Raw genomic sequence first — 26,319 nt, 5'->3', positions numbered from 1 at the left:
TGATATCACATTGATCTTAGGTCAATGCCTGGGATCTCAGCCTGATGAAGTCCTTACAGATTGAAGAATCAGCAGGTCAAAATGCCTTTATGCCCTGTTGGCAGGAAATATACCATAGGCTGTCTCCCCGCCATCGCTGAAGCGCTTCGCCCGCACACCGAGAGAAGAAGCGAGTACCGTGCTTTCTGCAATTGCATCCGGTGTCCCTGTGGAAAGAAGGCAGGTCGGCCGCTCGCTTCCCAGAACGACGATACTATCCGAGAAGCGCAGAGCCAGATCCACATCGTGGATCACGCAGATGACGGTGATGCCCTTATCCCCAGCCAGCTTTCTCACGAGCGCCATGAGGTCGTGCGCTGCCCTCACATCGAGATAGGTCGTCGGTTCGTCGAGCAGAAGCGTGCGCGCTCCCTGAGCGACCGTCATTGCAAGAAACGCCCGCTGGCGCTCGCCGCCCGAGAGCTTTCTCGCATTCCTCTCTGCCAGAGAGTCCAGGCCCATCAAGTAGATGGCCTCGTCGACCTTGTCCCAGTCAGCCTTATCGAGCTGGCCGAAAGGTCCCATGTGCACATAGCGGCCGCAGGCTACCAGGTCTCTTACCTTCATGGACGGGGTTCTGTGCACCTGCGGCAGCATCGCGATGAGTCCCGCCCGCTCCTTCGGAGAGAGCGCATGCGTATCGGTACCCGAGAGCAGGACTGTGCCGCAAGAGGGCTTCAGCATCCCCTCTGCCAGGGAAAAGAGCGTCGACTTGCCGCAGCCATTCGGGCCGAGCACGGCCGTGATACCGCCTTCGGGAATGGCAAGAGAGAAGCCCTCGAAGAGCTTCCGCTCCCCATAGCCGAACGAGATGTCCCTGAACGCGAGCACGTTTTCACTCATCGCGGTATCCCTTTCCCTTCATGAGCAGAAAGACGAAGAAGGGCCCGCCGACAAGCGCCATGAGTATCCCCACCGGCAGCTCATAAGGCGCAAAGAGCGTGCGTGCCAGAAGGTCGGAGAGCACCGTGAATGCCGCACCCCAGACAGCAGAGATCGGAATGACGCGCTTCAGGTCACGCCCGACAAAGCGTCTTGCCACATGGGGTACCATGAGGCCGATGAAGCCGATGAGGCCCGAGAAGCTCACGGCAGCACCCGCCAGAAGCGAGGCAACGGTCAGGCCTGCTACCCGCAGGAGCCGCACGGGCACGCCGAGCGCATGCGCCGTCTGGCTGCCAAGGGCAAGCACGTTGAGCCGGGGCGCCAGGATGAGGGCCAAAGCAAGGCCGAGCGCGATGAAGAGGGCAGGAAGCCCGAGATCGAAAAGCACGATGCCGGAAAGTCCGCCCACGAGATAGGATGAGGAGCCGACATAGGAATTCGGTGCGATGATCAAGACCGCATTCATGCCGGCCCCGAAGACCGCATTCACGGCGACGCCGGCAAGGACGACCGTGAACCGCGAGACTCCGGTACGGGCCGAAACAAGAAGGATCAGCGCCGACGCAAGAAGGGCACCCAGAAAGGCTGCCGCCGGAAGCGGCAGCGGCACCGTGATACCGACCGTTGCCAGCGCGCTCACGGTGAGCATGGCGAGTCCTGCGCCCGAGTTCGCACCAATGATGTTCGGACTTGCAAGCGGGTTGTCGAGCACCTCCTGGATGAGGGCACCGGATACCGCGAAGGCAGCGCCTGCCAGGACACCTGCCAGTACGCGGGGAATGCGGATCGAGACGAGGATGTTTCTCGCCTTCGCAGGTGGGTCTCCTCCTGCTACAAGCGTCCAGACGTCACCCACACCGACGCCGGAAGCACCGAAGACAAGGCCCAGAAGCATGGCAAGAAGGAGAACGGCAAAAGAGATGGCAGCAAGGGCACCGAAGCGCATGCTTCTTGCCCCTGCTGCCTTCTTCTCATGCTGATGCGTTATGCCCACAGCCATCCCTACTTGCTGAGCGCCTGGCCCACGATCTCATAGGACTCGGCCCATTTGTCGAGCGGCTTGTAGAGGAAGTGCGCTGCATCGAGCATCGTGACACGCCCTTCCTTCACGGCGGTCATGTCTGCCCAGGCAGAATCGGAGCCGACCGCATCCTCATAGTACTTCTGCGCTGTCGCTTCGTCGTCGGATGCGGCGAGCACAAGGATGTAGTCAGGGTCCGCCTCGACCGCTGCCTCGAGGCTGAAGTCGGAAAGAAGGCTCGGATTCTCGTCTGCGATATTCACGCCGCCAAGATCCTTCACGATCGCTCCTGTCATGCCCGTAGAATTCTGCACAACAAGGCCCTTCGAGTAGGCGCTCACGACGAGCACGGTCGGTGCCTTGTCGGCAACAGAGTAGGTCTTGATGTCCTCGTCGATCTGGCTCTTCACATCGGTCACGTTCTTCTGGTAGAGGTCGTCCCTGCCCGTGATCTGGCAGAAGATCCCCATCATGCGCTCGTAGTCGGCAAACGTCGTGACCTTGAAGAAGGCAAGCGGCACACCTGCCTCGTCGAGCGAGGACTCCATGTCCTCCTGCGAGACGCCCGTCGAGTGCTTGCCGTCAGAGATGCCGGTCATGATGACAAAATCGGGATCGAGGTCGAGGATGGACTCAAGATTGAGCGCGGTCGACCTGCCGACACCAGAAACGGCCGAGGAATCGACGCCGTAGTGCGCAAAGGCATCATCGGAAGCGCCGACGAGCGTGCCGCCTGCAAGCTGCCAGGCTCCGGCAAAGGAACCCATGCAGGCAACGACGCGCTGCGGATTCGAGACCGTGACTTCGCGTCCCAGGTCGTCCGTGAACGTGACGCTGTCGGCCTCTGCCGTGGATGCACTCGACGAGGCAGTGTCCGTCGAGGATGTGGAAGACGTGGTCTGGCTGCAGGCAGGAAGCGCCACAAGGCTCGAGGCGAGCAGAAGCGTGGCTGCCACCGCAGCAGGACGCACAAGACGGCTGTCATTCAGCATAGGAATGCTCTCTTTTCTGTCGATATCGATGTCTATGAAATGCAGGCTGTCTGTCTCAGCGGATAGCTTCGGCTTCCCGTGCATGGCGGACAAAGATGGCACTCACACCCGGCAGGGAGCCAAGGCCCGCCAGCGTGCAATCCGTGGCAATGCCGGCCGCGCTCAGGCGCGATGTCCAGCTTGCCGCGCCCTCTCCCGCAAGCTGGCGGCGCACATGGCTTCCTGCCGTGAGCATGAGCGGGACAATTGTAACCGAATGCGTGTCATTGCGTACGAGCTTATTCGCTGCCTCGTCCGGATCGGGCGCGCCCTCCATGGGGCCAAGGGCAAAGTCGATGCGTCCTGCCTCGTGGAGCGCCCAGACGACGCCTGTGTAGGCGGCATCTGCCGCCTCTCTTGTCCCATGTCCTACAAGCACGAATGCATGGGAAGGACGTGCAGGGAATGCCTCGGCGATGACGAAAGCGACCTCTTTCTGGTCTCTATCATCTGCCAGAAGCGGACGTCCGAGAGAAAGCCCTTCCGGAAAGCGTCCAGCGAGCGCTGCTGCCTCCGCTGCAAGCTTGTCCCACGCATCGCCGCAGACGATGAGCCCTGGCTGGACCGTGGCATGCATGACGCCTTCATCAGCAAGAGAGACAAGCGCCTCACCGAGGCTTGTGGAGGCAATGCCACGCTTCGCGAGATGCTCCCTTACCCAGGCGCTTGTATAGACCTCAGCAAAGGCATCCTCCGGAAAGGCGCCCTTCAGCGCTTCGGCGACCGGGGCAATGTCGCTCTGCCTCGCCTCATCTACGAGCGTCCCGTAGCTTGCAAAGACGAGTCCCTCACGCGTCATGGCTCACCAGCACCCTTGCAACATTTCCGTCCGCATCCTTGCGATAGGCGACGAGTGCCGGCCAGGCAGGATCTTCGAGCGAGAGGATGCAGTAGAGGGCAGAAGGGTCCTGGGCAAGCCTCAGGTCTTCCGCAGAAGGACGTGCCGGAGTCTCCGGATGCGAATGCCAGTTGCCCAAGATCTCCATGCCGGAGCTGCGAGCTTCCTTCAGAGCCTTCAACTGCTCCTGGGGCGAAATCGTGAAGTGCTCTGAGGTGTGGTCGGCATTCTCGCAGATGAAGACACGCTCGACGAAGGCATCTCCTTCCTCGTCGCGATAGCCGGCCAGAAGGCCGCAGGCTTCCTCGGGCATATGCTCTCGTGCCCACTCTGCCATCTTGTGGAAATCGTCTCCGCTCAGATGGAGCATGCCTCTCCTCTCAGGTGAGCGCCGTGCCATGCTGCGCAAGCACGCAGGACGGCTGCTCGTAGTCGATGAGCTCAGTCACGGTCGGATGGTCGCCGCAGACCGGGCAGTTCGAATCTCGTGGTGGCAGCTTGATCGTGTGGAAGTCTCCCTTGAGCGCATCGAACGTAAGGAGCCCTCCCGTCAGAAGCTCGCCTATGCCGCAGATATATTTTATGGCCTCAAGCGCCTCGAGGCAGCCTATGACGCCAGCAAGAGCGCCGATGACGCCGGCCTGCTTGCAGGTCGGCACGGCATCCGCAGGAGGCATATCGCGGAACACGCAGCGATAGCACGGTCCCTCTCCCGGCACGTAGGTCATGAGCTGGCCCTTGAAGCGTATGATGCCCGCATGCACGAACGGCTTCTTCCCCATCACGCAGGTATCATTGATCAGAAACTTCGTCGGGAAGTTGTCGACGCCGTCGATAACGAAGTCATAGTCGGCGATGAGGTCAGCGATGTTCGAGGAGTCGACGAACTCGCGGTACGTCACGACATTCACGCCGGGGTTGATATCGTGCAGGGTCTCTGCGGCGCTTTCCACCTTCGGCTTGCCGATATCCGAGGTGCCGTGGATGATCTGGCGCTGGAGGTTCGAGAGCTCGACCTCGTCTGCATCGACGATGCCCAGGGTGCCGACGCCTGCTGCAGCCAGATAGAGTGCAGCCGGAGCGCCGAGGCCGCCAGCACCGATGATGAGGACCTTGGCAGCACAGAGCTTCTTCTGGCCCTTGACGCCAACCTCCTTCAAGATAATATGGCGGGAATAGCGCTCGAGCTCGTCAGGTGAGAATGCCATCTCAGCGGCCTCCACCCATGAAATAGAGGAACTCGACCGTATCGCCTTCGGAGAGCTTGGTCGCTGCGAAGTCCTTGTGGTCGATGAAGACCTCATTCACGGCTACGGTCACATAGTCCGCGTTCTCCACCTTCTCGTCCTTGATGAGCGCACCTATGGTCTCCCCTTCGGGCACGCTCCTCTTCTCTCCGCCCACTGTGATGTTCATGGCTATCCTTCCTGCCTATCCAAGGTACCGATATGCGCTATTCGTCTTCGAGCTTCTTCACATCGAGATCGTAGGCGCCATCGTCTGCTTCCTTCAGGGCAAGCACCTTCTGCCCGTCGTCAGCAAAGCTCCTCGGCACGTTTTCCATCGGCTCGCCTGCCGCGAGATGCACCCGCAGCACTTCGCCTATCTCGAGTTCGGCGAGCGCTGCCTTCGCCGTCACGAAGGTCATCGGGCACACCAGATTCGTGATATCGACGGTATCTGCGACTTCATATGGCTCCTGTGCCATTGCTCTCTCCTTACTGCTGTGCCGTCGGTGTCGGCGGCTCGACCTCTACGGAATCCGCCTTGGGACAGCCCTCAGGTGCTGCCTCGTCGTAGGCCTTCCTGACCACAGGGACGAAGCTCTCCCATCCCTCGCGGTCAAGACAGAACTTGAAGCGGTCGCTTGCAATCGCGTGGTCGTCGTACCATTGGACCGTCGCATCGGCGACAGCGAGCAGCTGCTCATCGGACTCGACCGGCGGTAGGATCTTCCTGCCCTTCGTTATGTGGTTGCCGAAGAGGCCGCCGAATGTGAGGTTGTAGACCGTCTGGTAGTCCCACGAGTCGACCGGGCACTTCTGCGAGCACTTGCCGCAGGAGACACACTTCGCATAGTCGACGACGATCTTCTCCCCATCATCCGTAATGGCCTGGGACTTACAAACCTTCGAGCAGATGCCGCAGTGTATGCAGGCATCAGGCTTCCATTGGACCTTGCGCCCGCCCTTGATGCCGAAGTCGTTCTCTTCGGCCTTCAGGCAGTTGTTCTGGCAGCCCGTGACACCGAACTTGAACTTGCCGGGAAGGTCGCGTCCGAAGTAGCGCTCGTCGAGCATCGTGGCTACCCGATAGGAGTCGATGTTGCCCGAGGGGCAGACAGCCGATCCCTGACAGCCTGTGACCGTACGCACACGGGCACCGCAGCAGCCTGGCTCGACGCCGTACTCAGCCAGCATCGCCTTCACGGCGTCTGCGTCCTCGACCTTGATGAAGGGAATCTCGATGGCCTGACGGCTTGTCAGATGGACGTAGCCGTGGCCAAAGGTGTCTGCCACCTTGGAGATGCCGATAAGCTGACGCGACGTCAGATGCCCTGCCGTGATATGGAGGCGCAGCGAGTAGAGCCCCTTCTGCTTCTGTGCCATGAAGCCGCCCTTCTTGAGCGCGGCATTGTCGATCTTTGCCATGTCCTTGCTCCTCTCCAACCCAGAGCTGGTCATAAAGTTCAGTATATGCGCCTGAAGGGACTGCCTCTACTACCTCTTTCCTATGCTTGGCTATCGCTTCGACAGATTGCTGAATTCATCGTTTCCTATATAGAAGGCTGATGGTCAGCAACCCCCATCGGAAGGAACAGATGCAGATCGGATGCAATGGCATGCATGCTCCATATGCCGCCGCTATGGCGGGCGCCATGAGGTCAGCGGCAAGAGATGGGCCGACAGAGAGGAAGACTAGAGCCTCCGGCCCGAAGATGCATCCCACTTCATGATGTGCTCCTAGATCACGTAGTCGAGCTGCTTCTCCTTCGGCTTCACGAAGTGGGAAAGAATCCGCTTCTGGTACCAGGCGAAGTCGGCGCTGCCACGGTCGCGCGGACGCCCGAGCTCAATCGGCACGATCTCCGCGATCTTTCCGGGACGTTCGGTCATTACGACGATGCGATCAGCGAGATAGACCGCCTCCTCGATATCGTGCGTGACCATGACCATGGTCGTCTTCTCGCGGTCGCGGATGGAAAGGAGCTCGTCCTGGAGGCCCATCTTCGTGAGCGCATCGAGGGCGCCGAACGGCTCGTCGAGCAGCAGCACCTCAGGCTTCGTTGCAAGCGCCCGTGCGATCGCAGCGTGCTGGCTCATGCCGCCCGAGAGCTCATGGGGATAGGATTCCTCGAAGCCTTCGAGCTGTACGAGCGAAAGGTAGCTCCGAACAAGGTCCCCGCGCTCTGCCTTCGGACGGTCATGGAGCCCAAACGCGACGTTCTCCTCTATCGTCATCCACGGGAAGAGCCTGTGCTCCTGGAAGATCATGGTCCTGTCAGGGCCGGGGCCTGTGATCTTCTTCCCGTCGAGCAGGATCTCGCCTTTCGTCGGTTCCTCGAAGCCAGCGATGTTCTTCAGAAGCGTCGACTTGCCGCAGCCGCTGTGGCCGACGATCACGAGGAGCTCGCCGTCTGCCACGGAAAGGTCGATATCCTCGAGCACGGAAAGCGTGCCCGACGAGGCAGCAAACGACTTGCTCACACCTCGGATGCTCAGCTTATGAGGCATGCTTCTCGCCCCTTTCCCAGGGCATGCAGCCCTTTGCGATGGCAGAAAGAATCAGGTCCATGAGGACACCGGCGACGGCAATCGCGATCATGCCGGAGAAGACGACCGGATAGTTAAGCAGCGCTCTCGCGTCGTTGATGCGGAAGCCGATGCCGGAGCTCGCTGCAATCATCTCTGCGCCGACGACAGCCATCCACGAGACAGAAAGGCCAAACTTAAGGCCGACGAAAATCGAAGGAAGCGCACTTGGCAGATAGATCTCGCGAAACAGATGCCATTTCGAGAGCTGGTACATCTTTCCGACTTCGACGAGCTTCTTGTCCGTGCGCTGGATACCGCTGATCGTATTGAGCAGAATCTGGAAGAAGGCAGCGATAAAGATCACAGCCACCTTCGACTCCTCGCCGATACCGAACCACATGACAAGAAGAGGCACCCAGGCAATCATCGGGATCTGGCGGATTGCCTTGAAGAGGCCTCCAAAGAAGCGGTTTACGTGCTCGCTCATGCCCATCGTGACACCGAAGGCAAGACCGAAGACGACCGCAAGCGCATAGCCTTTGAGGATGCGCGAGACGCTGATTGCAACATCGTTCTCGAGCCTGCCCAAGGCAAGCTGCGAGACGATGGAGGATACGACGGCAGCAGGAGTCGGCAACACGATTGCAGGCACGGCCCCCAAGACAGTTGCCCACTGCCACAGCACGAGGATCAGGGCAGGCAGAATCAGCATCTCGAGGAAATGAAGGACCTTCTTTTTCACAGCTAGTCCCCATTTCCAAATTCCTGCTGGGCACGCTCGAGGTAGGAGGAATCTGTCCAGGAAGCGATGTCGATCTCCTCGGCGATGATGTCGTTTTCCACTTCGAAGTCCTGGATGCTCGAGAGCGCATCGAGATAGGTGCCATCGAAGCTCAGCGGATAGTTCGCGCCGAAGTCGTCGAAGTCCTGCCAGGACCTGACCATATCCTCGCTCTGTCCCGACTGTGCGGCAGCGTAGGAGATGAAGGCATCAGGGTCTGCCACCATCTCTGCCTTGGCGGCGAGATAGGCCTTGAGCTGTAATCTTTTGGTGGACAGTGGGATTCAGGGACTGGCAACAGATATGCTCTGTCCAGATACCCACCTACCAACACCAGCAGATTGAAGAGATGAGATGTCGGTGAGCGCAAGCGAGATAGAGAAGGCAAAGTCCCGCACGAAGCCGGAAACACCCAAACACTACACTGAGGAAGTATTGCCTCGAGGCTATCGACTACTACAGGAAGGCACGTAAGGCCAACCCGAAGAAGAGCATCAAAGGATGCGCCGCGAAGCTTGAGGCCAACGACAAGACCTTAAACGACTGGATCATCAAGCACTCAAAGACCAAAAGGGTGACCCAGGCAAGGACCGAGGTGCACAAGCAGCTCGACAGGGCCAACAGGCGCATACACGAGCTCGAAAGCGAAAATAAGTTCCTAAAAAAGAGGCAGCCTTCTTCGCCGGAAGCCTCTGTTGAAGGACAGGTTTTAGCTCATGCTGGCAAAGAGGGCAACCTACAGCGTCTCGATGATGGCGCGCGTACTGGAGGTGAGCAGGGCTCACTTCTACAGATGGCTCAAGGCCAAAGGCGGTGAGGACCTATGGGGTCCTATCAAGGAAGCCATCTGCGCGATATGGGAGGAAAGCGACAGGCGCTTTAGCTTTTGCTAGGTCTGATCCAAGCTCACAGGAGATCCAAAGTTACGCAAAATTTACAGGCACGACCCGCTACCGCGTGCGCAGGTGCATGGCTGAACTGGGATAGGCGGCATCTGATCCAATGCCTCCAAGAGAACGATACTGCCCGCACCTGATACCCCCGAGCGCCCCGACCTCACCCGGCGCGGCTTCTCGTGTCTTGTGCCGACAGCCAAGCTCGTGGGAGACACAACCTATCGCAGGACCACGGCAGGCTTTATATATCTTACCGTCGCACACGATCTGTGCACACACATGGTGGTGGGCTGAAGCATACAGGACAACATGAGGGCAGGGCTTGTCGTCTTTGCCCTGAAGATGGCATATTCGCGCGGATACGTGGCCGGAGGGGCCATATTCTAAGCAGCCCAGGCAGCCAGTACATAAGCTCAAAGCTAGCCGCCTGCTCAGCCGCGCACGACGTGAGGCTCTCCGTGGGGAGAACCGGAAGCTGCCACGACAATGCGCTCGCCGAATCGCTTTTCGCCACGCTCAAGAACGAGTGGTACTACCATAAGCGCCTCTTCGATGCATCCACGACCAAGCACAAGGCACACGAGTTTAATCGAGTCGTACTACAACCGCTTCCGCCCGCATAAGTCCATAGGAGATCGCGTGCCGGAAGAGGTGATGCAGGAGTTCTTCGAGCGTTTCGAGAGAGGCCTTGCATACGATCCAAAGGCGATGCAGACCGCATAGAATCTGAGATTTCTCTGTCCATTATATTGACAGGGCTCAGAGATAGGCCTTGAGCACCGCAACGGCAGCGTCTGCGTTCTCCTTCAGCCACAGGGTCCTGGCCACGAGCGTGAACGGCTCAAAGTAGATGGAAGGATTTCCATCCCTGCCATGGAAAAGCGCCTCGGCAAGGCCCTGGGAGACAAGGCTCTGCTCCTGTCCCGACGAGCAGACGGTGGACGCGACAGCACCGGCCGAAAGCGACGAGAGTCCATCAGGCCCGGTCGCATTCACGGCCTCCACATCGTCAGACGTGAGGCCGCCTTCTGCGAGGACCTTGATGAGGAACATCTGTGGTGTCGCTCCGCGCTGATAGGCAACCTTCTTTCCTTTGAGGTCTGCGATGGAGGCGATATCCGGAGCCGCGGCAAGCGACTAGCCCGAGCCCCACTGCGTGACGGCGATAGCTGTCGTATCGATGCCCTTCGACTTGCCGAGGATGCCGGCAAAGCCGGCATAGTCCACCAGGTCGAGGTCCCCCGAAATCAGTGCCTCATGAAGCGCAGGAGCTGCCCCACGAAGCTCGACGTCTCGACCGTATAGCCCAGAGGTTCGAGGTAGGTCGCAAAGTGTCCTTTGCTTTCCGCTATGCCAAGCGGCGTTGCCGCATCGAAGCTCTGTCCGCTCGAAGGGAAGCCAATCCTGACGGTCCCGCCTGCAGAGGAGGAGGCGGAGGCGCTGCTGCCAGAGGATGCCGCTTCGGCAAGTGCACCGGCGCCGCATCCGGAGAGCCAGCATCATGGCACAGGCTCCCATGCCCTCGAGGGCCTCTCTGCGCGTGAATGTCCGCTGTGCTGTATGCACATTGCGTCCCAGCATCTTCTCTCCTTCCGTCGGCAAGGCTGAAATGCTGCTATCCAGCTCTCTGTCCGGGCATAGGATTCAGCCTAGGCTCAGCAGGAAGCTTCCCTTTCTACCTCTTTCCGATGGTTAGTTACCTATATCTTGGACAACTGAATTGATTGTTCTGGATATAGAATGCCGACAATGACATTCAGCAGGTTTCTGCTTTCAGGGCAGCCAGGCTGAGCATCCCCCCAATACATGCAGAGAACAGGAGCAGCCATGGGATACCCATCCATCTATCCGACCGGCGTCACCATCTTCGATAAGGACCATGCCTGGAGCGGCTATACGCTCTTCCCCATCTCCAAGGGTGTCCTCCTCATCGATATGAACGGGCGCGAGGTCCGCTGCTGGGCAGGCCTCCAGGGCTTCCCAGCAAAGATGACACCAGGCGGCTATGTCTTCGGCAGCTCGGGCAGGCACACAGGAGAGGCTGCCTACCAGGACTAGCTCGACCTTATCGAAGTCGACTGGCATGGGAAGATCGTCTGGAAGTGGGACCATACCGAGCTCGTGGAGGATGAGGGCACAGAGCCGAGATGGATGGTACGGCAGCACCATGACTTCCAGCTCGAAGGGTCGCCTGTCGGCTACTATGCACCTGGCCAGGAGCCAAGCGCTTTCAACGACAGGACTCTCATCCTGACCCACGAGAACACGCTGAAGCCCGAGATCTCGGACAAGCTCCTGATCGACGACAAGATCGTCGAGGTCAGCTGGGACGGCAAGATCCTCTGGGAGTGGCGCTGCGCAGACCACTTCGAGGAATTTGGATTCTCCGAGGCTGCCAAGAAGGCACTGCGTGCCAATCCTGCCATGAGGGGCACGGCAGGCGGCGACTGGCTGCACGTGAACAGCATCTCTTACCTCGGACCGAACCGCTTCTTCGATGCAGGGGACGAGCGCTTCGACCCAAAGAACATCATCTTCGATTCCCGCAATGCCAATATCCTTGCGATCATCTCGAAGAAGACTGGAAAGATTGTCTGGCAGGTCGGCCCCGACTACGCTAGACCGAATGCCAGCGAAGGCGCAAAGAAGCTCGGCTGCATCATCGGCCAGCACCACCTGCACATGATTCCTGAGAGACTTCCCGGTGCCGGCAATCTCCTCGTCTTCGACAATGGCGGCACGGCCGGCTACGATGCACCCAACGCGATGTCTCCCGACGGCGTGAGCGCGGTGAGGCGAGACTATTCGCGTGTCCTCGAATTCGACCCCGTGACCTTCGACGTCGTATGGGAATACACGCCGGTCAAAGCAGGGTTCATGCCCTTCTCCGACGGATCGAAATTCTATTCCTCCTATATCTCAAGCGCCCAGCGCCTCGAGAGCGGCAATACCCTCATCACCGAAGGCTCCGATGGCCGCATCATCGAGGTCACGCCGAACCATGAGATCGTCTGGGAATTCATCAATCCCTATACGAGGGAATTCGCGCCTGGCTTCTCGACGAACATGGTCTACCGCACCTACCGCATCCCCTACTCCTGGGTGCCGCAGCTCGAGAAGCCAGAAGAGACAAGCATTGAGCCTCTGAACATGAACACCTTCCGCGTGCCCGGCGCCTCGAGCGAGACCTGTAGCCCCACGGCAGTGGAAGGCATCGATCCAGACGGCAACAGCATACCCGAAGGCAGCAGCGCCGAAGCGAGATATGCCGACTTCTGCATGGCAAGAGTAGACATCGACGAGCGCGAAGCAGCGCGCTGGAAGAGCGCCCAGTTCAGGCTTTAGGCAGACACCTGGATGCACGGGAGTGGAGCCATATGGTTCCGCTCCCTTTCCTTGTCCGGCTCTTCAGCAAGAGAATCTAACCTCAGCAAGCAAGCTCTCCTGCATGCGCAAAGCAGGTGCGATGGGGATGGCGGGAACGCAGAGGCTCCCAGTCAGCAAGAAGCTGCTCTGGTGTGCTTTCTCCATAGGCTGCCACCATATCGGGCGTTGCGAGGTCACCGACGAAGAAGGTCCCGGAATCAAGCAGAACAGAGATGCTGTCCAAAGAATAGCTCGGCGTAGAGACGGCCTCGCCGGCAATGCCCAAAGAGGCAAAGAACGCACGGCTCTGAGAGAGCGGCATGACCTTGATGCCCGTATCATCCACAGAAGTGAAGCGATGCTTTGCATCCGTTGCAAAGACCGCGTCAGACGTGTGGAGATAGGGCAGCTGCACATCGAAGGTGACAGAGACAACGCCGAGGCGTTCAAGGTCGCCGACGATGCCCCTGTGGTCCGGATGCCAGTGTGTGCAGAGCACGTACCCGATGTCTTCAACCGCAAGCACCTGAGTCTTCAGAGCCTTGAAGAAGGAGCCAAGCGCTCCAGCCCAGTCTGTATCTACAAGCGCGGAGCCTTCTGCGCCTTCCAGAAGATAGGTCGCAGTGCGTCCATACTGGATATGGACAACTCTTTCGCTCTTTCCCATCGAAGGCTCCTCCCTTCATGCTGCGCCATTCACCATGAGAAGATATACTGAAGGGACAGATAACTACAGCCGAAGGAGCACCCATGATCGTTTTCTGCTCTGCCAGATCCCTGACACTTATCAAGGAAGCCCTTGCTTAGGAGATCGGCAAGGATCGCTTCTTCCCTGCCATCGTCGATAGCAAGGAAGATATCAAGCGCGTTCGGGCCTGGTGCGACGAGCACCCCGAGCGTGTGCCCTATCTCTGGAACCTCGATATGGATTCCTTGCCGCTCCATGCCGGCAAGCCCGCACTGACGAATACCTACCGCACGGCCTATCTCTACAACGCAGCGATGAGATCGATAGTGATAGCACAAGGGCTGGCGCCGCAGGACTTCCTCGATCTGAACAAGACCTTCGGCTCCTTCATCCGCGGAATGTGGGGCGAGCTCAGCATCGTGCCCGAGGCTATCGACCTCCATCTCAAGCGCTGCTTCGAGACCATGTACCAGATGCGCAAGGACCTGAAGCTCAGCTATGAAGCCCTTGACGGCTCTGCTGACTCATCTGTCATTCTTGTCCCCAACGGCAACAGAAAGGCGACGTCCGCCCTCAATATGGCGCGTGAACATCTTGCGTGCCTTCAGGCGGACAGGATCCTTGACCGCACGAACGAGCTCGTCGATTACCATGACTCCTGGGTGATTGCCTCCTATCTGGTGAGCGACAAGACTGCCAAGGGTGGCTATGTCATACCACTCGAGGTGACACATGCGAAGGCACAGAGCGAGGTTGCCGGTCTCATGGTGCCGACGCTTACGCTGCACGCGACGCTTCTCGACGAGTACACAGGAAAGCCTTGGCGCGATGGTGCCTTCTTCCGCGATATTGCCGTTCCTGCCACAGCAAGCCTCTTCTGGCTCCATCATGCCCTGCAGCGCACCATGCGCTGGTACGACTACCACCTCCATGATTTCCAGCTCCTCGACAGGACAGCTCAGAGCGCGCTTGAAGATGCCTTCTGGGCCTTCTTCCCCGAGCTCCCTCTTGGCATAGACCGCATAAAGGAATGGGGCGGCAATCCGGAGCGATTCTACGAGGGAGGAGCGGCTGCCTTCGAGAAGACCTGCCACCTGAGCCCCCGCTGGCTCTATCACGACTTCCTGGGGCTATTCGACGATTCTGATCCCAACCTTATCGATCGCCCGAATGCCACCCTGCCGGAACAAACAATGCTTGGCTGCTATTTTATGGGCGATGAGACCATGAGGAAGCTCGCCAAAGCAAAGAGCTGCTCTCCAGAAGACCTCTCCGCTATCGAGCTTTCAGGTCCCGGCCTCGTCTACCACTACGACTACGGCGATGGCTGGGCCCTTGCTCTTACCGCTTCAAACTTGAGGCTCGAAGATGCCTCGAAGCTCCCCTGCATCGTGAACGCCCAAGGCGAGACACCTCCCGAAGATATCGGTGGCCTCGGTGGCTACGAGAAATTCCTCGATGCTTTGGCTTCGGGCAACATAATCACGAGCGATGGAGTCAATCTCGGGAAATGGGCCCAGGGCAATGGCTGGGTGCCCTTCAAGGATGCAGAAAGCCTGAAGGATATCTTCTGCACGAGCCGGCCCACATGTGGTAGGTAGGCAGAGAGAGCGGGAAGCTTTCGGTAAAATCCCCGCCCGTTTGCATCGGACACAGTCCGGCATCAAGGCTCCAGCAGAGTCCTGATGCCATAAGCAGAATGCTCTCCCTCCGCACGCAAGGGCCTTCGCTACAATGCAGGAGCCATCGTTGTCGGACCGAGAAGCTCCATGCGCGTCATCAAGAGCATCCACAACAATGCTGCCATCTACACCGACGGCAAAGGGTACGAGCTCATCGCGCTTGGCACTAGCTTCGGCTTCGGCACGATACCGCGCGAGATTCCGTTCTCCGACATCGAGCACACGTTCTATGGTATCGATCCTAAGTCTTTGGGACTGGTGAGCGAGCTTTCAGAAGACGTGCTTAAGTTTGCGGCACAGCTCGCAGACCTTGCCCGCACGATCTCGCCGAACCTTCCTGTCACTCTTGCCAACCACATCGCTTTCGCTATCAAGCGTACACGTGGACATATGGTCGTCGAGATTCCCCTTACCTACGATGTGCAGCAGAGCTACCTTGCCAAATATCGCATCAAAGAGATGGCCGTGCACGGTATCTCCCGCACGTTCAATGTACGCCTTCCCAAGACTGAGGCAGTCGGCATCGCCCTCTCGATCGTGAGCTGCGCCATCTCCGCAAGCGCACACGACGCAGAGCGCCAGAAGACGACAGAGCGTCTCATCGAGGACAACACGAAGATCGTAGAGGGAAAGCTCCATATCACGGTCGGGCGCAATTCTTTCGACTACGCCCGCTTTGCAACCCACATGCGCTACCTCATCGGCAGGCTTATCGTGGGTGAGTATGTCTCGTCAGGTGCCGCAGCGCTCCTGCCCGTGCTCGAAGAGGGCTATCCATATGTCTCTGCCTGCGGGAATGCTGTGGCAGACTTCCTGGAGAAGAGCCTGGATGCGAAGCTCGACGAGGAGGAGCGGGCCTATCTGACCCTCCATGTGAACCGTGCCTTCGAGCGGGAAACCTCAGGCCAGGCTTAGCCATCTGCCGTTCGCAGAGGATATCCGACCGTTCGCCCCTACCTGCTTCGGTCCAGCCGTCTTCCCGCCCTAATCTCTTTCCTGCATTGGGTGCTACGCACTGGACTTCGCTCCACGAGGCATTACCAAGGCTGGGACACACAGATTCTGTGTGCCCTGCTACTCTGGTATGGCTCGGGAGGCATTTTTGTTAGGCATCGACCTCTTGGAGCCACGGCTTCCAAGGATGGCACCTCCTCGGAACGATCAGAGCAGCAGGGGAAGCAACGCTCTGATATGGGAGGCAAAGATGGCAGGCAACGAGAGAATCGCGAAAGGGGTCCTCGCCGCAATCGGCGGCAAGGACAACGTCACAAGCATCGGCGCACTGCATGACAAGGCTGAGAATCAACCTCAAGGATGAATCGGTCCCCGACGACGACAAGATCAAGGCAATCAAGGGCGCCCTCGGCTGCCAGTGGTCCGGCGGCCAGTACCAGGTCATCATCGGCTAGAACGTCCCGAAGGTCTACGATGCGATCGTGAAGCTCGGCGTCTCTGCCGGCGGCGCAATAGACGAGAACCTCGACACCAATCTGCCGAAGAAGCCTTGGAGCGCCAAGCGCGTCGGTCAGGCAATCCTTAACTATCTTTCCAAGACCATGGTCGCTGCTATCCCTGTCATGATGGGCGCTGCCATGTTCCGCACAATTGCTGTCATCGCTGGTCCCGGCATGCTCAATCTCTGAGCAGCAGATTCTGATATCTACAACCTCTTCTACAACTGGATCTACGACGCAGGCTACTACTTCATGCCAATATATCTGAAATACTCGGCAGCACAGCAGCTCGGCTGCCCGAAGATGCTCGGCATGATGATGGGCAGCGTCCTGATCGCTCCTGACTTCGTGAACATCGTCACGGCAGCAGCCGAGACCGGCCAGACCTTCACGTCGGTCTATGACATCCCCGCGATGCTCAACACCTACTCCTCTACCGTGCTTCCGATTCTTCTCTGCATGCCGGTGCTCCGGCAGGTCAAAAAGTTCTTCAAGCGTGTCATCCCCGACATGCTTTCCACGGCCTTTGTGCCCTTCCTCACGATGTTCGTGATGGTCCCTGTGGGCCTCTGCGCTCTTGTTCCGATTGGCTCTGTCCTCGGCAATGCGATCGGCGACTTCATGTTCTCGTTCGGCAACGGCGAGGATACAGGCGTTGCAGACAGCGGAACGTGCCTCTTGTCATCCTGACAATACAGCCTCCATCCATAGTCTCACGCTATATCTTGAGGCAGCGAATAGATAATAGATATTATTCAGACGATACCTGCATGCTTATACTCTGATGCGAAGAAAAGATATCGGGTGAAAGGCAGCTCATGAAGACGACTATAGTCGGATATCCCCGCATCGGACAAAACCGCGAACTCAAGCGGGCGGAAGAAGCCTACTTCAAGGGGCAGCTCAGCAAGGACAAGCTTGCCGCAGAGGCAGCCAGGCTCAGAGCCGAGAACCGCACCGTGCAGCTCGAGTGCGGGCTCAACCTTGTACCGGTAGGCGACTTCTCGCTCTACGACAACGTCCTCGATGCGGCCATGATGCTCGGCGCCGTACCGGAGCGCTACCAAAAGCTCGGCCTCGATGCCCTCGATACCTATTTCGCTATGGCTCATGGCTACCAGGGCACGCGCGGCGATGTGCATGCCCTCGCAATGAAGAAGTGGTTCAACACGAACTATCACTATCTCGTACCCGAACTCGAAGAAAGCATGGAGCTTCACCTCGTGCCGGATGCCCTGCGTGGCCAGATCGGAGAAGCACGTGCTGCGGGGCTTGCAGCAGAACAGCTCAAGATCTCTGTCACGGGCCCTTTCACGTTCCTGAAACTCGCCCAGCTACCCGAGGGTGCCGACGAGAACGTATGGGCAAAAAAGATTGCTTCTGTCTATGCGAAGCTTCTGGCGCTCGTACCAGAAGGTGCCTGGCTCGAGCTCGACGAGCCCTGGCTCGTACATGACATCAGCAAAGAGGATGAGATGCTCTTCGTGAAGATCGCCCGCACCCTCTTGAACCAAAAGCACAGCTGCAAGATCCTGCTTCAGACCTATTTCGGCGACATCCGCGATGTCTATGGGACTGTCACGAAGCTCGGCTTCGACGGCATCGGTCTCGACTTCGTCGAAGGCACGAAGACCGACGAGCTCGTCTCGTCCGGCTTCCCAAAAGATACCGTCCTCTTCGCCGGCATCGTGAACGGCAAGAACATCTGGCGCACGAACTACCGTCAAGCCCTCTCGCATCTGAAGAGCCTTGCACCTGACAGCAAGGTTGTGCTCTCCACAAGCTGCTCGCTTCTGCATGTGCCCTACACCACATCTGCCGAAACCCAGCTCGAACCTGACTGCTTGAAGCATCTCGCTTTCGCCGAGGAAAAGCTTGCAGAGCTGAATGAGCTCCACGTCATCCTGGACCGTGCGGTAGGCAACGGCACGAGCGTAAAAGGGCTGCTCAGCAGTCCGGCATCCGACCCTGCCCTCGCTGCCAACGATGCACTCTTCCATGAAGGGCACGCAGCACCGAACAAGGCTGTGCGCGAGCGCCTTGCCACCCTCACCGAGGAGAGCTTCCACCGCACACCCGCCTTCGCCAAGCGCGAGAAAATCCAGCACCGAGAGCTGGGACTGCCGCTTCTCCCGACCACGACGATCGGTTCCTTCCCCCAGACGAGCGATGTGCGCGCAAGCCGCAGGGCCAAAAGAAAAGGCGAGATCTCCGAGGAACAGTACGACGAGTTCATCAAGGGCAAGATTGCCGACTGTATCAAGCTGCAGGAAGAGCTCAGTCTCGATGTCCTCGTGCACGGCGAGTACGAGCGCAACGATATGGTCGAGTACTTCGGCGACAATCTCGAAGGCTTTCTCTTCACGAACAACGGCTGGGTCCAGTCCTACGGCACGCGCTGCGTGAAGCCTCCCATCATCTGGGGAGACATCTGGCGCAGCCATCCCATTACGGTCGGCTGGAGCACCTATGCGCAGAGCCTCACGGACAAGCCCGTGAAAGGCATGCTGACCGGACCCGTCACGATCCTGAACTGGTCCTTCCCACGCGAGGACATCCCGCGCCGCGAGAGTGCGTTCCAGATCGCCCTTGCTATCCGCGACGAGGTCCTCGATCTCGAGCGTGCAGGCATCCGCATCATCCAGATCGACGAGGCAGCCCTGCGCGAGAAGCTGCCGCTACGTAGGAGCGATTGGCACAGGGAATACCTCGACTGGGCCATTCCCGCCTTCCGCCTCGTCCATAGCGGCGTGAAGCCTGAGACACAGATCCACACCCACATGTGCTACAGCGAGTTCTCTGACATCATCCATGAGATCGACGAGATGGATGCCGACGTGATCACGTTCGAGGCATCGCGGTCGAACCTCTCGATCCTCAAGAGCCTCACAGAAGCAGGCTTCAGGACCGAAGTCGGCCCCGGCGTCTACGACATCCACTCGTCGCGTGTGCCCTCCAAGGAAGAGATCGTCGATGCTCTCCACCGCATGCTCAAGCACATCCCGAAAGAGAAGCTCTGGGTGAACCCCGACTGCGGCCTCAAGACGAGAGGCACAAAGGAGACGGTGGCAAGCCTCAGGAACCTCGTGGCTGCTGCGCACAAGGTCCGCGCCGAGCTCTCCTGACAGCCTGTATATACGTCCACGTCAGCGCCCTCTCTGCAGACAACTCTGAGGGAGGGCGTCCGTTCTGTGCCTACCATCAGCAGAATGCTCTCCCTCCGCACGCAAGGGCCTTCGCTACAATGCAGGAGCCATCGTTGTCGGACCGAGAAACTCCATGTGCGTCATCAAGAGCATCAACAACAATGCTGCCATCTGCGCCGATGGCAAAGGGTACGAGCTCATCGCGCTTGGCACTAGCTTCGGCTTCGGCACGATACCGCGCGAGATTCCGTTCTCCGACATCGAGCACACGTTCTATGGTATCGATCCTAAGTCTTTGGGACTAGTGAGCGAGCTTTCAGAAGACGTGCTTAAGTTTGCGGCACAGCTCGCAGACCTTGCCCGCACGATCTCGCCGAACCTTCCTGTCACGCTTGCCAACCACATCGCTTTCGCTATCAAGCGTACATGTGGGCATATGGTCGTCGAGATTCCGGCTCTTTGCTGTTTCTAGTGGGTAGCGTATGCCAGCTTCTTCTGGGCTGTGAAGTCCAAACGGCCCAGCCTGAGGAAGATCATCGTCCTGAAGTAGGCGATGCTCCTGAAGCCCCTGGCAGCGCTGCGGGCGGACTGGACGACGGAATTGAGCCCTTCGAGGAACGAGTTGGTAGATCCCCTCCTCCACCAGTTGAGGATCCCTTCCCACTCCTTCCTGAGAGTCCTCGCCACGCTCTTCATCTCGGCCACGGCAGAGTGCATCATCCACGAGCAGAGGCGCTCTGGGGCTGCTGCCGCCGATTTTCTGTCTGCGCATGAATAGACGTCCTGCAGCGCCTCTGCTATCTGGCAGGCGCGTGCCTCCCTGAGATGGGTCTTCGCAGGGTCGAGCTCCTCCCTCTTGGCGAGCTGGAGCTTTGTGAGCGACTCCTTCTTCTTCAGCCACAGGTACTTCGTCTGGGCAAGCTGCCTTGTGCTTCTCGGCGGACTCGCGCCGCTCTTGGCACCTCACAGGGTCTGTCGCCCTCATCAGGAGCTGCACCACATGGAAGCTGTCCCACGCTCTGTGTGGCCTGGGGCATCTCTGCAGCCACGCCAAGCGAGTATGCCTTAAGCCATGTCGCGCGTGACCTCTAAGACCTTCGTGCGGTCCCCTCCCGTGCTCCTTAAGCTCGGCGCAGAGCCTGCCTAAGGCCCCCTTGTCTCTGCCTTGCGTGACGGCCACGGCGCGCTGGTGGTCGAGGTTGGCCATGATGCTGATGTAGCTTTGGTTGCACCTTTTGGCGGTGTCGTCTATGCGCACGCGCACGACATCCGAGTAGTCGGCGGTATCCCTTGCCTCGGCTACGGCCTTGCCCAGCAGCCTCCATATGCGCGTGGGCTGTCTCGTGCAGCTGCTGCGCGACCGGCGTCACGCTCATGCCAAAGAGCGCCATCACTTATCACCTGCGCCTTAAAGAGTGCTGTGAAGTGCGTCTTCGGCCGCACCTTTCAGGGCATCCTTGTGGCATGCACACCGTCTTTGGGGCAGTCCGCCCTTAGCAGCGCGCAGTGCACGATCGTATCGCACTGCCAGATGCTAAGATGCCACAAGGTCCTCTCGCGCGTGTCACAGGTGCCGCACCTCCTGTGGCATACGGGACACTCGACTGCCTGGCCCTTTCCTGTGGGCCACCCTCACATGGAGCTCGTCTTGCGCCCCCTCGCGCTTCTTAAACCAGACGCCCGTGACCTCCCATTCGTCCTTAAGCCCCATGGGACCTCTTAAAGAGCCTTGCTAGCATGCCTGCCTTAAGCATCCATATCGCACCTTAGGAATGCAGCTTCCTGTCGGGGAAAATCCTACCGTTTAAAGGCCACGCCCTCAAGAGGATGCAGGTGTGCTACCCACCATAAGTAGCGAAGAGTCCCGAATGATACGTGAGCACCTTCCAGCTTCGAGACTGCAGCGATGCCCATCCTGCGCATTCCCAATCCTGCAGATGGCTCCTGGCGATACTGCCGGAATACCTGATCCCGCTGCCGATTTACACCTGACGATTGCTCAAGAGACTCGGAACCACTCCGGACGTCCTCTACCGCACCCTGCAGAAGCTTTACCGTCAGCTACAGCGATCCAGCCAATCTGAGAATAATTTGCAATTTTGCTTGACACAGCTTCTCTGTCCACTAGTATATTGCGAAGCATTCGCAGATTGGAGGATGGCAGCCAATGCGCAGCACATATGACACACACGGAAGAACGGAGATACTGGAATGCCTCGGCGCAAGCCCACAGACACATTTTACTGCCTCTGAGCTACATAGCCGGCTTAAAGATCTGGGGGCTGCTGTCTCGCTCGCAACCGTATATCGGCAGCTTGACAAGCTTGTCAGTGAGGGTCTGGTCGTACGGTTCACCCCCGAAGGCGAGAAGAGTGCCTGCTTTCAGCTGCTCGATACCAGCGAATGCTGCAAGGGCCACTGCTATCACCTCAAATGCGAGCAATGCGGAAAACTCATCCACATCAACTGCCATGAGGTGACCAGACTCGAGGAGCATATGCTCAGCGAGCATGGCTTTGCGGTGGATGCAGGGCGCACCGTGTTCTATGGCCTGTGTTCCGACTGCTACCGGAAGGCAAACAGCGTATAGCGTCCCAAAGTGCATCTGTGGACAATGGAAAGATTCGAAGCAAGAATGCCAGGCCCTTTCGCTGCCGGCTGACAAGCAGCCATGCCCGTATGCACTATCAGCATGTCATATCCAAACAGTACGATTCCGGAGGATGAAATCGTGAAGAAGATACTCACAGCTGTATTGGCAGCTGCAGTAGGACTCGTCTGCCTTGCCGGATGCTCCAGCCAGAGCACGCAAAGTACGGCGAATGCCGAGAATGCGAACAGCAAGATACAGGTAGTCGCCTCTTTCTACCCCATGGCAGACTTCGCAAAGAAGATTGGCGGCGACCGTGTCCAGGTGATGAATCTCGTGCCAGCCGGCACCGAGCCCCATGACTGGGAGCCCTCAACCAATGACATGAAGACCCTGAGCTCCGCCAAACTCTTCATATACAATGGGGCTGGCATGGAGAAATGGGTCGATAACACCCTGTCCAGCATTGGCAATGACAGCCTCGTCCAGGTCGAAGCATCCAAAGGAATCACGCTGCGCGCTGCAGCCAAAGACGAACATGAGGAGGAAGAGGGCGAGGAGGAGCACGAAAGCAGCCAGTACGACCCCCATGTATGGCTGTCTCCCATGAATGCCAAGACAGAGATGGCCAATATCCGCGACGGCCTCATCAAGGCAGATCCCGATGGAGAATCCGTCTACCGAGAGAACTACGAGAAGTATGCCTCAGAGCTCGATGCGCTCGACCAGGAGTACAAAGACCAGCTTGCCAAGACCACTTCAAAGAACATTGTCGTCTCCCATCAGGCATTCGGCTACCTCTGCGATGCCTATGGCCTGAACCAACTGGCAATCGAGGGAATCGATGCCGACTCTGAACCCGATGCGAAGACCATGGCTGCGATTGCCGATTTTGTCAAGCAGAACAATGTGAAGACGATCTTCTCGGAAGAGCTAGTAAGCCCGAAGGTTGCGCAGACCATCGCAGACGAGACCGGAGCTGCATGCGAAGAGCTCAATCCTCTCGAAGGCCTGAGCGATGACGATCTCGCAGCAGGCAAGGATTATTTCTCTGTTATGAGGGAAAACCTCGACAAGCTCGTGAAAGCCCTTTCGTGACGTCTGCTCCGGCTGCGGTGGAGCTTGAGGGCCTGAGCTTCTCCTATGGGACAACCAAAGTTCTCGACTGTGCAGACTTCCTCCTGGAGCCTGGCTGCTTCTGCGTGCTCGAAGGGGCAAATGGGGCCGGGAAGTCAACTTTGCTGAGACTCATGCTGGGTGAGCTCGAGCCTCAGGAGGGATCTGTGAAAGTACTAGGCCGCACTCCCTCGCACGGGCACTTCGATGGAAGCATCGGCTACGTTCCGCAGCAGGCTCCTGAAGACCTACGCCGGTTTCCTGTGACAGTCTGGGAACTTGTCCTGTCAGGGCTCTATGCCTCTTCGCATCCTCTGCTCCCCTACAGGTCCGGGCACAGGAAGCGTGCAGCTCAAGCAATAGAGTCTGCAGGGCTGAGGGGCTTCGAGAAGCATCTGGCAGGCGAGCTTTCGGGCGGACAGTTCCAGCGCGCACTGCTTGCACGCGCACTTGTCTGCAGACCGGAGCTGCTCATACTCGATGAGCCTACCAGCAGCCTCGACGAGCAGAGCACCCACACGCTTGTTGGTTCCGTTGCCCAGGCCTCCCAGGAGACGGGCACCGCAGCGCTGATGGTGACACATGACCTTGCGCGTCTGCCCCATCTCTATAGCCGTATCGTCGAGCTGCGCGACGACAAGCTTTTCGACCTCAGGAAAGGCTAGCTTCAGATGTTCGAATATGCTTTCATGCAGCGTGCCTTCCTTGCCGGCATCATCATAGGCGTTGCAATTCCCTGCGTCGGCGTCGTGGTGGTCTTCAAGCGCCTCTCCATGATGGGAGATGCCCTCTCGCATGCTTCGTTGGCTGGCGTCGCAGCTGGACTCATCGGCGGAATCGACCCGGTCCTTGGAGCGACAATTGCCTGCCTGGGCGCTGCTGGAGCAGTGGAAGCGGCGCGGCGCCGTTTTGAAGGCCACGCAGAGCTTGCGATTGCCGTTGTCATGTCCTGCGGCATCGGACTTGCAGGCGTCCTCTCGGGCTTCGTGCCCAACGCTGCAAGCTTCTCGAGCTTCCTGTTCGGATCGATCGTCGCTGTCAGCGACGATGAACTTGCCGCTGTCGCTGCCGTAGGTACTGGCGTCTTAGTACTCTGCATCCTGCTGAGGAAAGAGCTCTTCCTTGTCACCCTCGACGAGCGGGCAGCACGCGTCTCGGGCGTCAATGTGAGGCTTGTCAATGCGATATTCGTCCTCATGACGGCGTTTGCGGTCTCTGTCGGCGCACGGACGGTCGGCGCCCTCATCGTCTCGTCCATGATGGTCGTCCCTGTAGCCTGCGCCCTCCAGTTCGCCCGAGGCTGGCGCCAGACGGTCATTGCTTCATGCGCCGTCGGGCTCCTCATCACAGCTTTGGGCCTCACTGTCTCCTATGCCTTCGGCCTCAAGCCAGGCGGCACCATCGTCCTTCTGGGTGTAGCGCTTCTGCTTCTGCTCATCGCCCTGCACGGGATAGCCAGAAAGCTCCACCGGAGATCCTGAGGTACCTTCAGAGAGTCCGCTTTGTTGTCGGAGCGGGTCGCTCTGCGCTGCTCCGGCATGGATTCTCATGCGCGGACTCGGCTTGGCTTTGATACAGCAGCCGGGTTCCTCAGATAACATCCAGCCGCACCGTCGATCCAGAAGATCCTGTGCCCGCCTCCCCGAAAGGTGGGCCCCATCAATATAAGGGACAGAGGGGTCCCAGATCTCTATGCAGTCTGCGTGGCCGCCAGATCAGATGGAAGGGCCCTCTCGAAGCGCTCGAAGAGCTCCTGTATGGCCTTTTTGCAGACACGCACCTACCTATGGAGTCGTGCGGACAAATACGGTTGTAGTTACGACTCGATTGAGCCCGATGGCCCTTGTGCTTTGTGGTGAGATGCAGGCGCTTGTGGTGGTACCACTTATCCTTGAGTGTTTTGAGAAGCGATTCTGCTTGCGCACTGTCGTGGCAGTCCCCGGTGCGCCTCACGTCGTGCAAGGCCGCCTGGGAGGCAAGCTTAGATGCTTATGTATTGGCTGTCCTGCTCGCTGTGGGATATGACCCCACAGGCGATATATCCCCACACACGCGAATAAGCCATCTTTTAAGGACAAAGCCAACAAGGCTTGCCTTAAGGCGTCTTTGTATACTTTAGCTGAGGGCTATAAGGTACTCACAGCTTTATTGCGACGCTAAGCTAGATAAAGCTTTTTGTGGTCCTTAAAGATAGCTATGTTGCCTATAAGCTTTATGGTCGCAACAAAGGCTTGTGACCTGACAAGGTTAGGGTGTACAGGGGTACCCCTGTCCAAAGCCAGCACCTCTTGAAAGCTCTGTAGCAGATGCCACCTGTCCTTAAAAGCTCAAATATGTATCTGTAGACGCTATAGAGGGTTGTGGCACTAGAGTCGCTCTGCTTTAGATCCCCTAAGAGCTTGAAAAAAAGCTAAAGTGCCTCTTCGTCCTTGTCCTATATCGCCTAAGAGGGCCTTTATGAGAGGCCCCACACAGATCCTTGCCGCCTGCAAACTCCCTGATGCGTCTTAACGCCTCATCTGGCTTCTTTTGCTCTTTGGCCCTGGCCTAGGTGGACTTCCCTGATCTTTTCGTATTTGGTGATCCACTCATCTAAGGTCTTGTCATAGACCTCAAGCTTCTTGGCGCACGCCCTGATGCTTCTCTTTAGGTCTGCCTGCCTGGCCTTGTCGCAGCACTGGTAGCCTTTAAGTGCTACTCATCTATATACTGCCTGGGAAGCTTCGACTTCGACTTTGCCTTCTTCTGCCTTACTTGCACTCACTGACATCTCATGGCTTAAATCTATAGGTGGTGTTGGGTGAGCATCTGGGCAAAGGATACTTGCCACCAGTTGCTGGCGTCCTCCTGTCCACCAAAGGCTTACAGCTCAGTCGAGATGAAGAGGGTAGCCAAGACCCTCAGGAAGGAACAGGAGGGAATCCTCAACTGGCAGAGGAAGGGCTCCACCAACTCGTTTCTCGAAGGGCTCAACTCCCTCATCCAGTCAGCGGAAAGCGCTGCCAGGGGCTTCAGGAACACGGTCTACTTC

31 protein-coding genes and 2 pseudogenes are annotated in these 26,319 nt (G+C 58.3%); 17 read left to right on the top strand and 16 right to left on the bottom strand.

Translation table 11 applies throughout. The annotated features are described in order from the left end of the window. Positions 1–87: 87 nt before the first annotated feature. The 12 genes from J4859_RS04380 to J4859_RS04325 form a co-directional block, all read right to left on the bottom strand. A complete protein-coding gene (locus J4859_RS04380; protein WP_212333222.1) occupies positions 88–882 on the bottom strand; it encodes an ABC transporter ATP-binding protein in 795 nt (264 codons plus the stop codon). Further along, positions 875–1,870, bottom strand: coding sequence for an iron ABC transporter permease (locus J4859_RS04375; RefSeq protein WP_212333220.1), 996 nt, complete (start codon positions 1,868–1,870; stop codon positions 875–877). Before J4859_RS04375 ends, J4859_RS04380 begins: the two co-directional genes overlap by 8 nt. Before the next feature lie 56 nt (positions 1,871–1,926). After that, complete coding sequence (locus J4859_RS04370; RefSeq protein ID WP_212333218.1) at positions 1,927–2,937, bottom strand: ABC transporter substrate-binding protein; 1,011 nt, start codon at positions 2,935–2,937, stop codon at positions 1,927–1,929. A gap of 55 nt (positions 2,938–2,992) precedes the next feature. Then, the gene (locus J4859_RS04365) at positions 2,993–3,775 is read right to left on the bottom strand and encodes a sirohydrochlorin cobaltochelatase (protein ID WP_212333216.1); all 783 of its coding nucleotides are present in this window, start codon (positions 3,773–3,775) and stop codon (positions 2,993–2,995) included. Then, positions 3,765–4,184, bottom strand: a complete 420-nt coding sequence (locus J4859_RS04360; protein ID WP_212333209.1) for a M67 family metallopeptidase — start codon at positions 4,182–4,184, stop codon at positions 3,765–3,767. Before J4859_RS04360 ends, J4859_RS04365 begins: the two co-directional genes overlap by 11 nt. A 10-nt stretch (positions 4,185–4,194) precedes the next feature. Next, the gene (thiF, locus tag J4859_RS04355) at positions 4,195–5,022 is read right to left on the bottom strand and encodes a thiazole biosynthesis adenylyltransferase ThiF (protein WP_212333207.1); all 828 of its coding nucleotides are present in this window, start codon (positions 5,020–5,022) and stop codon (positions 4,195–4,197) included. Between the two features lies 1 nt (position 5,023). Beyond that, positions 5,024–5,230 (bottom strand): sulfur carrier protein ThiS, encoded by a 207-nt coding sequence (gene thiS, locus J4859_RS04350; RefSeq protein WP_212333206.1) that lies wholly within the window; start codon positions 5,228–5,230, stop codon positions 5,024–5,026. Positions 5,231–5,267: 37 nt separating this feature from the next. Continuing rightward, entirely contained in the window at positions 5,268–5,522 is a 255-nt protein-coding gene (locus tag J4859_RS04345) for a sulfurtransferase TusA family protein (RefSeq protein ID WP_212333204.1), read from the bottom strand. 10 nt (positions 5,523–5,532) lie between these two features. Continuing rightward, entirely contained in the window at positions 5,533–6,465 is a 933-nt protein-coding gene (locus J4859_RS04340) for a 4Fe-4S binding protein (protein ID WP_212333202.1), read from the bottom strand. Between the two features lie 312 nt (positions 6,466–6,777). Beyond that, on the bottom strand, positions 6,778–7,521 hold the full coding sequence (locus tag J4859_RS04335; RefSeq protein ID WP_212333200.1) for an ABC transporter ATP-binding protein: 744 nt from the start codon (positions 7,519–7,521) through the stop codon (positions 6,778–6,780). A 16-nt stretch (positions 7,522–7,537) separates the two neighbouring features. Further along, on the bottom strand, positions 7,538–8,311 hold the full coding sequence (locus J4859_RS04330) for an ABC transporter permease (RefSeq protein ID WP_212333192.1): 774 nt from the start codon (positions 8,309–8,311) through the stop codon (positions 7,538–7,540). A 2-nt stretch (positions 8,312–8,313) separates the two neighbouring features. Beyond that, positions 8,314–8,577, bottom strand: a complete 264-nt coding sequence (locus J4859_RS04325) for a hypothetical protein (RefSeq protein WP_212333190.1) — start codon at positions 8,575–8,577, stop codon at positions 8,314–8,316. Positions 8,578–9,066: 489 nt separating this feature from the next. On the opposite strand from J4859_RS04325, the gene J4859_RS04320 reads away from it, so the two are divergent. Both J4859_RS04320 and J4859_RS16060 read left to right on the top strand, forming a co-directional pair. Continuing rightward, the gene (locus tag J4859_RS04320; protein ID WP_212333188.1) at positions 9,067–9,243 is read left to right on the top strand and encodes a helix-turn-helix domain-containing protein; all 177 of its coding nucleotides are present in this window, start codon (positions 9,067–9,069) and stop codon (positions 9,241–9,243) included. Positions 9,244–9,692: 449 nt separating this feature from the next. Further along, positions 9,693–9,869, top strand: a complete 177-nt coding sequence (locus tag J4859_RS16060) for an integrase core domain-containing protein (RefSeq protein WP_249113756.1) — start codon at positions 9,693–9,695, stop codon at positions 9,867–9,869. Between the two features lie 136 nt (positions 9,870–10,005). On the opposite strand, the gene J4859_RS04310 is transcribed toward J4859_RS16060, so the two are convergent. Further along, a complete protein-coding gene (locus tag J4859_RS04310; RefSeq protein WP_212335131.1) occupies positions 10,006–10,362 on the bottom strand; it encodes an ABC transporter substrate-binding protein in 357 nt (118 codons plus the stop codon). A gap of 234 nt (positions 10,363–10,596) precedes the next feature. On the opposite strand from J4859_RS04310, the gene J4859_RS04305 reads away from it, so the two are divergent. From J4859_RS04305 to J4859_RS04295, 3 genes are all read left to right on the top strand, one after another. Further along, complete coding sequence (locus J4859_RS04305; protein WP_212333184.1) at positions 10,597–10,854, top strand: hypothetical protein; 258 nt, start codon at positions 10,597–10,599, stop codon at positions 10,852–10,854. A 198-nt stretch (positions 10,855–11,052) separates the two neighbouring features. Next, positions 11,053–11,304 (top strand): hypothetical protein, encoded by a 252-nt coding sequence (locus tag J4859_RS04300; protein ID WP_212333182.1) that lies wholly within the window; start codon positions 11,053–11,055, stop codon positions 11,302–11,304. A gap of 63 nt (positions 11,305–11,367) precedes the next feature. Beyond that, positions 11,368–12,591, top strand: coding sequence for an aryl-sulfate sulfotransferase (locus J4859_RS04295; protein ID WP_212333180.1), 1,224 nt, complete (start codon positions 11,368–11,370; stop codon positions 12,589–12,591). A gap of 82 nt (positions 12,592–12,673) precedes the next feature. On the opposite strand, the gene J4859_RS04290 is transcribed toward J4859_RS04295, so the two are convergent. Beyond that, the gene (locus J4859_RS04290; protein ID WP_212333178.1) at positions 12,674–13,279 is read right to left on the bottom strand and encodes an MBL fold metallo-hydrolase; all 606 of its coding nucleotides are present in this window, start codon (positions 13,277–13,279) and stop codon (positions 12,674–12,676) included. A 233-nt stretch (positions 13,280–13,512) separates the two neighbouring features. On the opposite strand from J4859_RS04290, the gene J4859_RS04285 reads away from it, so the two are divergent. The 7 genes from J4859_RS04285 to J4859_RS04255 all read left to right on the top strand — a co-directional run bounded on the left by J4859_RS04285 (position 13,513) and on the right by J4859_RS04255 (position 20,054). Further along, complete coding sequence (locus J4859_RS04285) at positions 13,513–14,901, top strand: hypothetical protein (RefSeq protein WP_212333170.1); 1,389 nt, start codon at positions 13,513–13,515, stop codon at positions 14,899–14,901. A 168-nt stretch (positions 14,902–15,069) separates the two neighbouring features. Beyond that, a complete protein-coding gene (locus J4859_RS04280; protein ID WP_212333168.1) occupies positions 15,070–15,897 on the top strand; it encodes a PRD domain-containing protein in 828 nt (275 codons plus the stop codon). 371 nt (positions 15,898–16,268) lie between these two features. Further along, positions 16,269–16,391 carry a hypothetical protein gene (locus J4859_RS16730; protein ID WP_212333166.1) on the top strand — a complete coding sequence of 41 codons (123 nt, stop codon included), beginning with the start codon at positions 16,269–16,271 and terminating at the stop codon, positions 16,389–16,391. Between the two features lie 27 nt (positions 16,392–16,418). Next, complete coding sequence (locus J4859_RS04270; protein WP_212333165.1) at positions 16,419–16,625, top strand: hypothetical protein; 207 nt, start codon at positions 16,419–16,421, stop codon at positions 16,623–16,625. 15 nt (positions 16,626–16,640) lie between these two features. Next, positions 16,641–17,126, top strand: coding sequence for a PTS transporter subunit EIIC (locus J4859_RS04265; RefSeq protein WP_371812284.1), 486 nt, complete (start codon positions 16,641–16,643; stop codon positions 17,124–17,126). A gap of 128 nt (positions 17,127–17,254) precedes the next feature. After that, positions 17,255–19,561 (top strand): 5-methyltetrahydropteroyltriglutamate--homocysteine S-methyltransferase, encoded by a 2,307-nt coding sequence (gene metE / locus J4859_RS04260; protein ID WP_212333161.1) that lies wholly within the window; start codon positions 17,255–17,257, stop codon positions 19,559–19,561. Positions 19,562–19,715: 154 nt separating this feature from the next. Beyond that, positions 19,716–20,054, top strand: a complete 339-nt coding sequence (locus J4859_RS04255; protein ID WP_212333159.1) for a CAT RNA binding domain-containing protein — start codon at positions 19,716–19,718, stop codon at positions 20,052–20,054. Here J4859_RS04255 and J4859_RS16050 read toward each other — a convergent pair. Beyond that, positions 20,051–20,789 (bottom strand): annotated as a pseudogene (locus J4859_RS16050) (transposase). The gene J4859_RS04255 and the pseudogene J4859_RS16050 overlap by 4 nt on opposite strands. A 357-nt stretch (positions 20,790–21,146) precedes the next feature. Beyond that, entirely contained in the window at positions 21,147–21,293 is a 147-nt protein-coding gene (locus J4859_RS04245; protein WP_212333157.1) for a hypothetical protein, read from the bottom strand. Between the two features lie 456 nt (positions 21,294–21,749). On the opposite strand from J4859_RS04245, the gene J4859_RS04240 reads away from it, so the two are divergent. The 5 genes and pseudogenes from J4859_RS04240 to J4859_RS17495 all read left to right on the top strand — a co-directional run. Next, on the top strand, positions 21,750–22,172 hold the full coding sequence (locus J4859_RS04240; RefSeq protein ID WP_212333155.1) for a Fur family transcriptional regulator: 423 nt from the start codon (positions 21,750–21,752) through the stop codon (positions 22,170–22,172). A gap of 102 nt (positions 22,173–22,274) precedes the next feature. Beyond that, the gene (locus tag J4859_RS04235; protein WP_212333149.1) at positions 22,275–23,270 is read left to right on the top strand and encodes a metal ABC transporter substrate-binding protein; all 996 of its coding nucleotides are present in this window, start codon (positions 22,275–22,277) and stop codon (positions 23,268–23,270) included. Then, complete coding sequence (locus tag J4859_RS04230; RefSeq protein ID WP_212333147.1) at positions 23,267–23,953, top strand: metal ABC transporter ATP-binding protein; 687 nt, start codon at positions 23,267–23,269, stop codon at positions 23,951–23,953. The genes J4859_RS04235 and J4859_RS04230 overlap by 4 nt, the downstream gene beginning before the upstream one ends. Before the next feature lie 6 nt (positions 23,954–23,959). Further along, complete coding sequence (locus J4859_RS04225) at positions 23,960–24,769, top strand: metal ABC transporter permease (protein ID WP_212333134.1); 810 nt, start codon at positions 23,960–23,962, stop codon at positions 24,767–24,769. Between the two features lie 1,397 nt (positions 24,770–26,166). Beyond that, a pseudogene (locus J4859_RS17495) lies at positions 26,167–26,271 on the top strand (transposase); the annotation flags it as partial. Positions 26,272–26,319: the final 48 nt, after the last annotated feature.

The sequence above is a fragment of the Atopobium sp. oral taxon 416 genome, assembly GCF_018128285.1.
Taxonomy (GTDB): Bacteria; Actinomycetota; Coriobacteriia; order Coriobacteriales; family Atopobiaceae; genus Olsenella_L.
Note: the sequence above shows the minus strand (reverse complement) of the source record. Positions and strands in the feature narration are given on the sequence as shown.

What these genes read in the sequence shown, in the direction of transcription:
- J4859_RS04380 (WP_212333222.1), bottom strand. Translation starts at nt 882, where the DNA reads ATGAGTGAAAACGTGCTCGCGTTCAGGGACATCTCGTTCGGCTATGGG.
- J4859_RS04375 (WP_212333220.1), bottom strand. Translation starts at nt 1,870, where the DNA reads ATGCGCTTCGGTGCCCTTGCTGCCATCTCTTTTGCCGTTCTCCTTCTT.
- J4859_RS04370 (WP_212333218.1), bottom strand. Translation starts at nt 2,937, where the DNA reads ATGCTGAATGACAGCCGTCTTGTGCGTCCTGCTGCGGTGGCAGCCACG.
- J4859_RS04365 (WP_212333216.1), bottom strand. Translation starts at nt 3,775, where the DNA reads ATGACGCGTGAGGGACTCGTCTTTGCAAGCTACGGGACGCTCGTAGAT.
- J4859_RS04360 (WP_212333209.1), bottom strand. Translation starts at nt 4,184, where the DNA reads ATGCTCCATCTGAGCGGAGACGATTTCCACAAGATGGCAGAGTGGGCA.
- thiF (WP_212333207.1), bottom strand. Translation starts at nt 5,022, where the DNA reads ATGGCATTCTCACCTGACGAGCTCGAGCGCTATTCCCGCCATATTATC.
- thiS (WP_212333206.1), bottom strand. Translation starts at nt 5,230, where the DNA reads ATGAACATCACAGTGGGCGGAGAGAAGAGGAGCGTGCCCGAAGGGGAG.
- J4859_RS04345 (WP_212333204.1), bottom strand. Translation starts at nt 5,522, where the DNA reads ATGGCACAGGAGCCATATGAAGTCGCAGATACCGTCGATATCACGAAT.
- J4859_RS04340 (WP_212333202.1), bottom strand. Translation starts at nt 6,465, where the DNA reads ATGGCAAAGATCGACAATGCCGCGCTCAAGAAGGGCGGCTTCATGGCA.
- J4859_RS04325 (WP_212333190.1), bottom strand. Translation starts at nt 8,577, where the DNA reads ATGGTGGCAGACCCTGATGCCTTCATCTCCTACGCTGCCGCACAGTCG.
- J4859_RS04320 (WP_212333188.1), top strand. Translation starts at nt 9,067, where the DNA reads ATGCTGGCAAAGAGGGCAACCTACAGCGTCTCGATGATGGCGCGCGTA.
- J4859_RS04305 (WP_212333184.1), top strand. Translation starts at nt 10,597, where the DNA reads ATGCCAAGCGGCGTTGCCGCATCGAAGCTCTGTCCGCTCGAAGGGAAG.
- J4859_RS04300 (WP_212333182.1), top strand. Translation starts at nt 11,053, where the DNA reads ATGCAGAGAACAGGAGCAGCCATGGGATACCCATCCATCTATCCGACC.
- J4859_RS04290 (WP_212333178.1), bottom strand. Translation starts at nt 13,279, where the DNA reads ATGGGAAAGAGCGAAAGAGTTGTCCATATCCAGTATGGACGCACTGCG.
- J4859_RS04280 (WP_212333168.1), top strand. Translation starts at nt 15,070, where the DNA reads ATGCGCGTCATCAAGAGCATCCACAACAATGCTGCCATCTACACCGAC.
- J4859_RS16730 (WP_212333166.1), top strand. Translation starts at nt 16,269, where the DNA reads ATGACAAGGCTGAGAATCAACCTCAAGGATGAATCGGTCCCCGACGAC.
- metE (WP_212333161.1), top strand. Translation starts at nt 17,255, where the DNA reads ATGAAGACGACTATAGTCGGATATCCCCGCATCGGACAAAACCGCGAA.
- J4859_RS04255 (WP_212333159.1), top strand. Translation starts at nt 19,716, where the DNA reads ATGTGCGTCATCAAGAGCATCAACAACAATGCTGCCATCTGCGCCGAT.
- J4859_RS04245 (WP_212333157.1), bottom strand. Translation starts at nt 21,293, where the DNA reads ATGGGGCTTAAGGACGAATGGGAGGTCACGGGCGTCTGGTTTAAGAAG.
- J4859_RS04240 (WP_212333155.1), top strand. Translation starts at nt 21,750, where the DNA reads ATGCGCAGCACATATGACACACACGGAAGAACGGAGATACTGGAATGC.
- J4859_RS04235 (WP_212333149.1), top strand. Translation starts at nt 22,275, where the DNA reads ATGTCATATCCAAACAGTACGATTCCGGAGGATGAAATCGTGAAGAAG.
- J4859_RS04225 (WP_212333134.1), top strand. Translation starts at nt 23,960, where the DNA reads ATGTTCGAATATGCTTTCATGCAGCGTGCCTTCCTTGCCGGCATCATC.